This is a genomic window from Mesorhizobium sp. M7A.F.Ca.MR.362.00.0.0 (assembly GCF_004023175.1).
Classification (GTDB): domain Bacteria; phylum Pseudomonadota; class Alphaproteobacteria; order Rhizobiales; family Rhizobiaceae; genus Mesorhizobium.
This window is the reverse complement of the sequence record NZ_RZTF01000306.1, coordinates 1-7906: the sequence shown is the minus strand read 5'-3', so window position 1 is coordinate 7906 and position 7906 is coordinate 1. Positions and strand designations below refer to the sequence as shown.

8 protein-coding genes are annotated in these 7906 nt (G+C 61.7%); 7 read left to right on the top strand and 1 reads right to left on the bottom strand.

From position 1 onward, the window contains the following. The 3 genes from EOC06_RS27715 to EOC06_RS27705 all read left to right on the top strand — a co-directional run. Nucleotides 1–325, top strand: a 325-nt coding sequence (locus EOC06_RS27715) for a DUF1489 family protein (RefSeq protein ID WP_128309277.1), incomplete at its 5' end; no start/stop codon positions are given. Between the two features lie 84 nt (nucleotides 326–409). Continuing rightward, nucleotides 410–1141: a VWA domain-containing protein gene (locus EOC06_RS27710; RefSeq protein ID WP_164898768.1), complete on the top strand. Its 732-nt coding sequence runs from the start codon at nucleotides 410–412 to the stop codon at nucleotides 1139–1141. After that, nucleotides 1141–1839 carry a DnaJ domain-containing protein gene (locus tag EOC06_RS27705; RefSeq protein WP_128309275.1) on the top strand — a complete coding sequence of 233 codons (699 nt, stop codon included), beginning with the start codon at nucleotides 1141–1143 and terminating at the stop codon, nucleotides 1837–1839. Before EOC06_RS27710 ends, EOC06_RS27705 begins: the two co-directional genes overlap by 1 nt. A 46-nt stretch (nucleotides 1840–1885) precedes the next feature. Here EOC06_RS27705 and EOC06_RS27700 read toward each other — a convergent pair whose 3' ends face one another. Further along, entirely contained in the window at nucleotides 1886–3295 is a 1410-nt protein-coding gene (locus EOC06_RS27700) for a D-alanyl-D-alanine carboxypeptidase (protein WP_128309274.1), read from the bottom strand. Between the two features lie 285 nt (nucleotides 3296–3580). On the opposite strand from EOC06_RS27700, the gene EOC06_RS27695 reads away from it, so the two are divergent. The 4 genes from EOC06_RS27695 (at nucleotide 3581) to EOC06_RS27680 (ending at nucleotide 7712) form a co-directional block, all read left to right on the top strand. Next, the gene (locus EOC06_RS27695) at nucleotides 3581–3910 is read left to right on the top strand and encodes a phasin family protein (protein ID WP_013531776.1); all 330 of its coding nucleotides are present in this window, start codon (nucleotides 3581–3583) and stop codon (nucleotides 3908–3910) included. A 297-nt stretch (nucleotides 3911–4207) separates the two neighbouring features. Beyond that, a complete protein-coding gene (gene clpS / locus EOC06_RS27690; protein ID WP_023812950.1) occupies nucleotides 4208–4537 on the top strand; it encodes an ATP-dependent Clp protease adapter ClpS in 330 nt (109 codons plus the stop codon). A gap of 6 nt (nucleotides 4538–4543) precedes the next feature. Further along, nucleotides 4544–7012: an ATP-dependent Clp protease ATP-binding subunit ClpA gene (gene clpA / locus EOC06_RS27685; protein WP_127258970.1), complete on the top strand. Its 2469-nt coding sequence runs from the start codon at nucleotides 4544–4546 to the stop codon at nucleotides 7010–7012. Between the two features lie 61 nt (nucleotides 7013–7073). Beyond that, nucleotides 7074–7712 (top strand): chloramphenicol phosphotransferase CPT family protein, encoded by a 639-nt coding sequence (locus tag EOC06_RS27680; RefSeq protein ID WP_128309273.1) that lies wholly within the window; start codon nucleotides 7074–7076, stop codon nucleotides 7710–7712. Nucleotides 7713–7906: the final 194 nt, after the last annotated feature.

Here is a 7906-nt window from a genome sequence, read left to right as displayed (position 1 = left end):
GTATCACACCACCCGCATGATGCCGACGCGCGGCGCCGAGGTTACCGATGGCGGTTCGCTCTATTGGGTGATCAAAGGCAATGTGCAGTGCCGCCAGTTGATCACCGAAATCCGGCCGTTCACCGACAGCGAAGGCATCGGCCGCTGTCACCTGATTCTCGACCCCGAGGTTGTACGCACCGACTGGCAGCCGCGCCGGGCTTTTCAGGGCTGGCGCTACCTGAAGCCGGCGGACGCGCCGCTCGATCTGGGCAAGGGCAAGGCCGGATTGATCGAGATGCCGCCGAAACTCAGGCGCGAGCTTGCCGATCTGGGCCTGCTCTGACCCAAGGTGGCATTACCGCCTGGCCCTTTGCACCGCCCGATGTGGGGCTTGCAAGCGATGTGGCAACGCCACATCTTGTTTTTCATGAGCGATAAGAAGCAGCCCGTGCCCGCGAGGACCAGTCCTGCGCCGGTCAAGCCTCAATCCAACGCCGGCGAGATCGACGCCTTCATCCGTCAGGCGAGGACACTTGCCGCGTCGGCGACCGGTTCGGGCAGGCTGATCCTTGCTCTCGACGCAACAATGAGCCGCCAGCCGACCTGGGACCTGGCTTGTGAGCTGCAGGGCCAGATGTTCGACGCCGTCGGCAAGGCCGGAACCCTCAGCGTGCAACTGGTTTATTTTCGCGGTCTCGGCGAGTGCCGTTCGTCGGCTTTCGTGAGCGACACCAACGCCTTGAAGCAGCTGATGACGCGGATCGAATGCCGTAGCGGCCACACCCAGATCGGCAAGGTCCTGACGCATGCGTTGAAACAGACGGCGGCCGCCAAGGTCAATGCGCTGGTCTACATCGGCGACGCGATGGAAGAGAATATCGACGATCTGGCAGAAAAGGCCGGCAGCCTCGGCCTTCATGGCGTTCCCGTCTTCGTCTTTCAGGAAGGCCATGATTCCGGCGCGGAAAAGGCGTTCAAAGAGATTGCGCGGCTTTCCAAGGGGGCTTGGTTCCGATTTGATCGGCGGGCTGCCGCGACCTTGGCAGGGCTGCTTTCGGCCGTCGCCGTGTTTGCGCCCGGCGGGTTGAAGGCGCTCGAAGCCAGGGGCAGGCCGGAAGACCGGCTGATGATCGAGCATCTGCGGGGCGGCGGAAATTAATGGGCGCAATCATCGCTTTTGTCGCGTTGCTTCTGCTGCTTCTCGGCGCGGTGACGATCTTTCTGCGTGCCGAGCCGGCGAAACTGGCGAGCACGCTGCGAACGCTCGGGCCGGCTCTTCTGGCAGTTGTCGGCGTCGCCGTGCTTGTGGTCGGCCGTGAAGGCATCGGCGGCATGATCCTCACCGCGGCATTTGCCTGGTATGGCTCCATGCGCATGAAACGCCAGCCGGCCGGGCTTGCACCGGGCAAACGCTCGACGGTGCGCACAGCGGCATTGGAAATGGAGCTCGATCACGATACCGGCGGCCTCGAAGGACTGGTCCTGGCTGGCCGCCACGAAGGCAAGATGCTTGGCGCGATGGGGCTGGCGGAATTGCAACACCTCTACCGCGAACTCTCCAGCGATCCGGAGAGCCGACAGCTGCTAGAGACGTATCTTGACGGCAGATTTCCCGTCTGGCGCAAAAACGCTGAGACGAACGGTGGCGAAGGGCTGGGTGTTGCGCCAGGTCCGGGCGCCATGACTAAGGAGGAGGCCTACAAGGTCCTTGGTCTTGAAGCGGGGGCCGCCGCGGCGGATGTCCGCAAGGCGCACCGCCGCCTGATGCAGCGCCTGCACCCCGATGTCGGCGGCACGTCTTTCCTGGCGGCGCGGATTAACGAAGCCAAGGACGTCTTGCTCTCCAATCACAACTAGTCTCCTTCGATGCAGAACTTTTCCGGGAGATGACTTGCACGCCGTCCTACTGCTGGACGGCGTAGCACTCGATGTTCTTCTTCTTCAAAGCGGTGCAGGCCTTCCAGGCGGCGGTCTTCGAACCGAAGCCGCCGAAGCGGGCGCGGTAGTAGGTGACGCCATCCTTGTCGAAGGCGACGGTGAAGCCGGACGCGTCGGCCAGCACCTTGGGTGCCTGCTTGGTGGTCTTGTCGAGAAAGGCCTGGGCCTCTGACTGCTTTGGCGACGAGGCGACCTGAATGGCCCAGCCCGACGGCACCGACGCGGTGTTGACCGGGTCGACAGCCGCCGGCGTCGGCTCGGCATAGGCCGCTACCACCTGGGCCGTCGCGACCTGGGGGGCTGAAACGATGACGGTCTTGACCTTTCTGGTCTTGACGACGGGAGCTGCTTCCTCGGCCTGCGCGGTATCGTCTTCGGCGACCGTGGCGTCCTCGGCAACGATGGCATCGTCCTGCGCTATGACAGGCTTGTCGTCCGGTGTCGGAGCGTCATGCTTGGGCAGGAGAACCTTGGCAAGGGCAGTGATCGGGTTGTTGCCGCCAGCCTTGGCGACCAGATCGCCACCACCGCGAGTCGATGCCCTCGGCAGATAGGTGTTGATCAGGTTGGCCATCTGATTGTCACGGCTGCCGCCCGAGGTGCCGCCCATGACCACGCCGACGATGCGGCGATTGCCATCGGAAACCGACGAGACGAGGTTGAAGCCGGAGGCGCGGGTGTAGCCCGTCTTGATGCCGTCGACACCCTTGATACGTCCAAGCAGGCGGTTGTGGCCGTTGATGCGCTTGCGTCCGTAGAGAAAGGAGCGCTGCGAGAAATAGCCGTAATACTGCGGAAAATGCTCGCGCAGCGCGATGCCGAGCGTCGCCATGTCGCGCGCGGTGGTGAACTGGCCGGGGTCGGGCAGGCCATTGGCGTTTCTAAATACGGTGCCGTTCATGCCCAGCGCACGCGCCTTGGCGGTCATCATGCGGGCAAAAGTGGTTTCATTGCCGCCGAGCATTTCGCCGAGCGCGGTGGCCGAGTCGTTCGCCGACTTGGTGACGATCGACAGGATCGCGGTCTCGACCGTGACGGAACCGCCCGGCTTCACGCCAAGTTTCGTCGGCGCCTCGGCGGAGGCCTTGGCGGAAAACACCACTGGCGTGTTCCTGCTGATCTTGCCCTTCGCCATCGCTTCGAAGGTCAGATACAGCGTCATCATCTTGGTCAGCGAAGCCGGGTAGCGCCTGCCGTTGGCATCTGCGGAGTAAAGCACCTTGCCGGTCTTGGCATCCACGACGATGGCCGCCTGCCTGGCCGCCAGCGACGAGGCAACGTCGCCAAAAACGAATGTCATCGCCAAGACGACGATCATCATCGTTTTGAGAGGGGAGGTGGATTTGGAAACGATGCCCAACAACGCCTTACGCACTGGTACTTCCCTTGGATTTCTTCGTTGCGTTGGAGGCGGCAAAGGGTCCTGCCTCGCTTCCGGTCAAGCTACCGGCGCAGCGTTACCAATCCGTTTATGGTAACCGCCGCGTTCACCATTTTCTTCGGGCTTGAGGTTCTCTTTATTCGATTTTTAGCCATTGGCTGCGCAGGCGGGCCCGCAAGCCCGCGAAATCTTGACTTTTGTGCGACGCACAATATATTATCTTGCATTGCACAAGGGCGCCCCGAAGAAGGACGCTTCAACCGTCAAGGGAATCGTGAAATGACCCAGACCTATGAGGACTTCAGCAAATACGGCAAAGAGTTCGCCGACACCGGATTGAAGAGCTTCGCGTCGCTGTCCAAGGGCGCGCAGGCGATTGCCACCGAGGCTGGTGAATACACCAAGAAGAGTTTTGAAACCGGCAGCGCCACTGTGGAGAAGCTGTTTTCAGCCAAGTCGCTGGAAAAGGCGATCGAGATCCAGTCGGACTACGCCAAGCAGTCTTATGAGGCGTTCGTCGCCGAGGCCACCAAGATCGGCGATCTCTATGCCGAACTCGCCAAGGAAGCTTACAAGCCATTCGAATCGATCGTTGCCAAGGCAAAGTAATTTTGCCCGGGCGAACTGATTTCGCCTGACGTGACCCCAGATTCAGCCTTTGAACCCGAGAAAAAGCCCGGCCACGGAAACGCGGCCGGGCTTTTTTCGTGTCAATTTCCGTTCCAGAGCCTCGCGCCCCTTCACGATTGCGAAAATCGTCCAAGTTGGTGACCTAGCCATATTGTCAGCTAACCAGAAGGGCTTAAAATCGTACATCGAACACCTACATGTCGAACTCGCATGGGGAATCGAAAGAGGCAGGAATACGTGACTTCAGGTTTGACTGCCACGAGACGAGTGGTGCGAATGCAAGACGGCGACGGTAACGGCAATGGGGCCGGCCGTGGGACGGCCGTCATCACGCGCACCAAAACCAAGACCAAGAAGCCCAGCCTTTATCGGGTCCTCATCCTCAACGACGACTACACTCCGATGGAGTTCGTGGTTCACGTGCTGGAGCGTTTTTTCCAGAAGGATCGCGAAGCCGCCACACGCATCATGCTTCATGTTCACAATCATGGAGTGGGCGAGTGCGGGGTCTATACATTCGAGGTGGCCGAGACCAAAGTGTCCCAGGTCATGGATTTCGCCCGACAGAATCAGCATCCGCTGCAATGCGTGATGGAGAAGAAGTGAGGTAACATGCCGGCTTTCTCCCAAGGCCTGGAAAAGGCGCTTCACCAGGCGCTGACGCTCGCCAATGAGCGGCACCATGAATATGCAACCCTAGAACATCTGCTGCTCGCGCTCATCGACGACACCGAGGCGGCCGCCGTCATGCGCGCCTGCAATGTCGATCTCGATGAGCTCAAGCACACGGTTCTCACCTATATCGACACCGAGCTGGACAACCTCGTCACCGGTTACGACGAGGACTCCAAGCCGACCGCCGGTTTCCAGCGCGTCATCCAGCGCGCGGTGATCCATGTGCAGTCGTCCGGCCGCGAGGAAGTGTCGGGCGCCAACGTGCTCGTCGCCATTTTCGCCGAGCGCGAGAGCCATGCCGCCTATTTCCTGCAGGAACAGCAGATGACCCGCTACGACGCGGTCAACTACATCTCGCACGGCATTGCCAAGCGTCCGGGCGCGTCGGAGACACGCTCGCCGCGCGGTGCCGATGACGAGCAGGGCGGCCAGAACGGCGCCGAGCCGCAAGAGGAAGGCGGCAAGAAGAAGCAGCAGCAGGACGCGCTGACGGCTTATTGCGTCAATCTCAACAACAAGGCCAAGGCCGGCAAGATCGATCCGCTGATCGGCCGCGAATCCGAGATCAACCGCACCATCCAGGTGCTGTGCCGCCGCTCCAAGAACAACCCGCTCTATGTCGGCGACCCCGGCGTCGGCAAGACGGCGATCGCCGAGGGTCTGGCCAAGCGCATCGTCGAGGGCGACGTTCCCGAAGTGCTGCACAACGCCACCATCTTCGCGCTCGACATGGGCACGCTGCTCGCCGGCACGCGCTATCGCGGCGATTTCGAGGAACGGCTGAAGCAGGTCGTCAAGGAGCTCGAGGACTATCCTGGCGCCGTGCTGTTCATCGACGAGATCCACACGGTCATCGGGGCAGGGGCTACTTCAGGCGGCGCCATGGATGCGTCCAACCTGTTGAAGCCGGCGCTGTCATCGGGTGCGATCCGCTGCATCGGCTCGACCACCTACAAGGAATTCCGCCAGTTCTTCGAGAAGGACCGTGCTTTGGTGCGGCGCTTCCAGAAGATCGACGTCAACGAGCCGACCATCGAGGACGCCATCGAGATCATGAAGGGCCTCAAGCCCTATTATGAGGAGTTCCACAAGGTGAAGTTCACCAATGAGGCGATCAAGGCCTCGGTGGAACTGTCGGCACGCTACATCAACGACCGCAAGCTGCCGGACAAGGCGATCGACGTGATCGACGAGACCGGCGCCTCGCAGATGCTGGTGCCGGAAGCCAAGCGCAAGAAGACGATCGGCATCAAGGAGATCGAGGCGACGATCGCCACCATGGCCCGCATCCCGCCGAAGACGGTTTCGGCCGATGACGAGAAGGTGCTGCAGGGCCTCGATATCGAGCTGAAGCGCGTCGTCTATGGCCAGGACACTGCGATCACCGCGCTGACCTCGGCGATCAAGCTGGCACGTGCCGGCCTGCGCGAACCGGAGAAGCCGATCGGCTCCTACCTGTTCTCCGGCCCGACCGGCGTCGGCAAGACCGAAGTGGCCAAGCAGTTGGCCGCCTCGCTCGGCGTCGAGCTGATTCGCTTCGACATGTCGGAATATATGGAACGCCACACCGTCTCGCGGCTGATCGGCGCGCCTCCGGGCTATGTCGGCTTCGACCAGGGCGGTCTTCTGACGGACGGCGTCGACCAGCATCCGCATTGCGTGCTGTTGCTCGACGAGGTCGAGAAGGCGCATCCGGACCTGTTCAACATCCTGTTGCAGGTGATGGACCACGGCAAACTGACCGACCATAACGGCAAGCAGATCGACTTCCGCAATGTGATCCTGATCATGACCACCAATGCGGGCGCGTCGGATGCGCAGCGCGCGGCGATCGGCTTCGGCTCGACCAAGCGCGAAGGCGACGATGTCGAGGCGATCAACCGGTTGTTCACGCCGGAGTTCCGCAACCGGCTCGATGCGATCATCCCGTTCGGCTCGCTGCCGGTGCCGGTCATCCATCAGGTGGTGCAGAAGTTCGTCATGCAGTTGGAGGCCCAGCTCTCAGAGCGTGGCGTCACCTTCGACCTGTCGGCGGATGCGATCGCCTGGCTCGCCGACAAGGGCTATGATGAGCGCATGGGAGCGCGGCCGCTTGGCCGCGTGATCCAGGAGCACATCAAGAAGCCGTTGGCCGATGAGGTGCTGTTCGGCAAGCTCAAGAAGGGCGGCACGGTGCGCGTCACCGTCGAGAAGAAGGAAACCGGCGAGACCGGCCTGAAGCTCGAATCGCTGGCCGACGAGGCGCCGGTGAAGCCGAAGAAGGAAGAGCCTGAAGAAACGCCGAAGCCAAGAAAGGCCGTAGCGAAGAAGCCGGCGGCCAAGAAGCTGGTGGCGCAGAAGCCCGAAGCCAAGGGCAAGGACGGCGGCAAGCGCAGTCTCGTCCCGCAACTGCCCAGAAAGAACTGACCTTGAGGAAAGTCGAAAAGCCCCGGAAACGGGGCTTTTTTCGTTTGCAAGGAGGAGGGGCATGAGCGGCCAGATCATCATCCTGAACGGTGCGCCGCGATCGGGAAAAACAAGCATCGCCAGAGCTGTTCAGGAGCGCTTCGATGGCGTCTGGATCAATCTCGGCGTCGACGTTTACGAGCAGGCTACGCCGGCACGCTATCGGCCCGGGATAGGATTGCGGCCCGGTGGCGAGCGTCCGGACCTTGAGGCCCTCGTGCCCGGACTATACGCCGCGCTCTACGAATCGATCGCCGCCCACAGCCGGCTGGGGCTGAATGTCGTGGCGGATATCGGCCATCACGACGCCTATTCGAGACCAGTTCACATTGTGGCCGATTGCGCGCGCCGGCTTGTCGGTCTGCCGGTGCTGTTTGTCGGTGTTCGCTGCCCGCTGGAAATCATCATGGAAAGGCGTGCCGCCAGCGCGGCGGACAAGAGATATGTGACCGGCTCATCAGACGATCCGGTGCCGTTGCCCGTGCGCCTGTGGCAGGAGGAGGTCCACCGCCCAGGCGTGTACGATCTGGAAGTCGATACCTCGCTCCTGAGCCCGAAGCAGTGCGCGGATACGATCGCAGAGCAGCTTCGGCAAGCACCGTATCCAACAACGTTTCAGAAACTATCCAACCCATCCAGCGCGGCCCTTGAGCCGTTTTGACCGGCATGGCCGCCGCAGGCGGGTTCGTCCAGATCGGTGAATTTACAGCCTGCAAACGGCCTGCGATTGCATCGTGGAGCTCTCGATTTCAGCGGCCATGCGGTCCGGCGCGAAACGGGTCAGCAAATATCCGCACACCTTCCAGATCGCGATCATCAGGAATGCACCCGCATAGCCATCCAAGGCATAGTGCC

Bases quoted from the DNA above. Each gene is read 5' to 3' on its own strand.
- clpS (WP_023812950.1), top strand. From the start codon at position 4,208: ATGCAAGACGGCGACGGTAACGGCAATGGGGCCGGCCGTGGGACGGCC.
- EOC06_RS27705 (WP_128309275.1), top strand. From the start codon at position 1,141: ATGGGCGCAATCATCGCTTTTGTCGCGTTGCTTCTGCTGCTTCTCGGC.
- EOC06_RS27695 (WP_013531776.1), top strand. From the start codon at position 3,581: ATGACCCAGACCTATGAGGACTTCAGCAAATACGGCAAAGAGTTCGCC.
- EOC06_RS27680 (WP_128309273.1), top strand. From the start codon at position 7,074: ATGAGCGGCCAGATCATCATCCTGAACGGTGCGCCGCGATCGGGAAAA.
- clpA (WP_127258970.1), top strand. From the start codon at position 4,544: ATGCCGGCTTTCTCCCAAGGCCTGGAAAAGGCGCTTCACCAGGCGCTG.
- EOC06_RS27710 (WP_164898768.1), top strand. From the start codon at position 410: ATGAGCGATAAGAAGCAGCCCGTGCCCGCGAGGACCAGTCCTGCGCCG.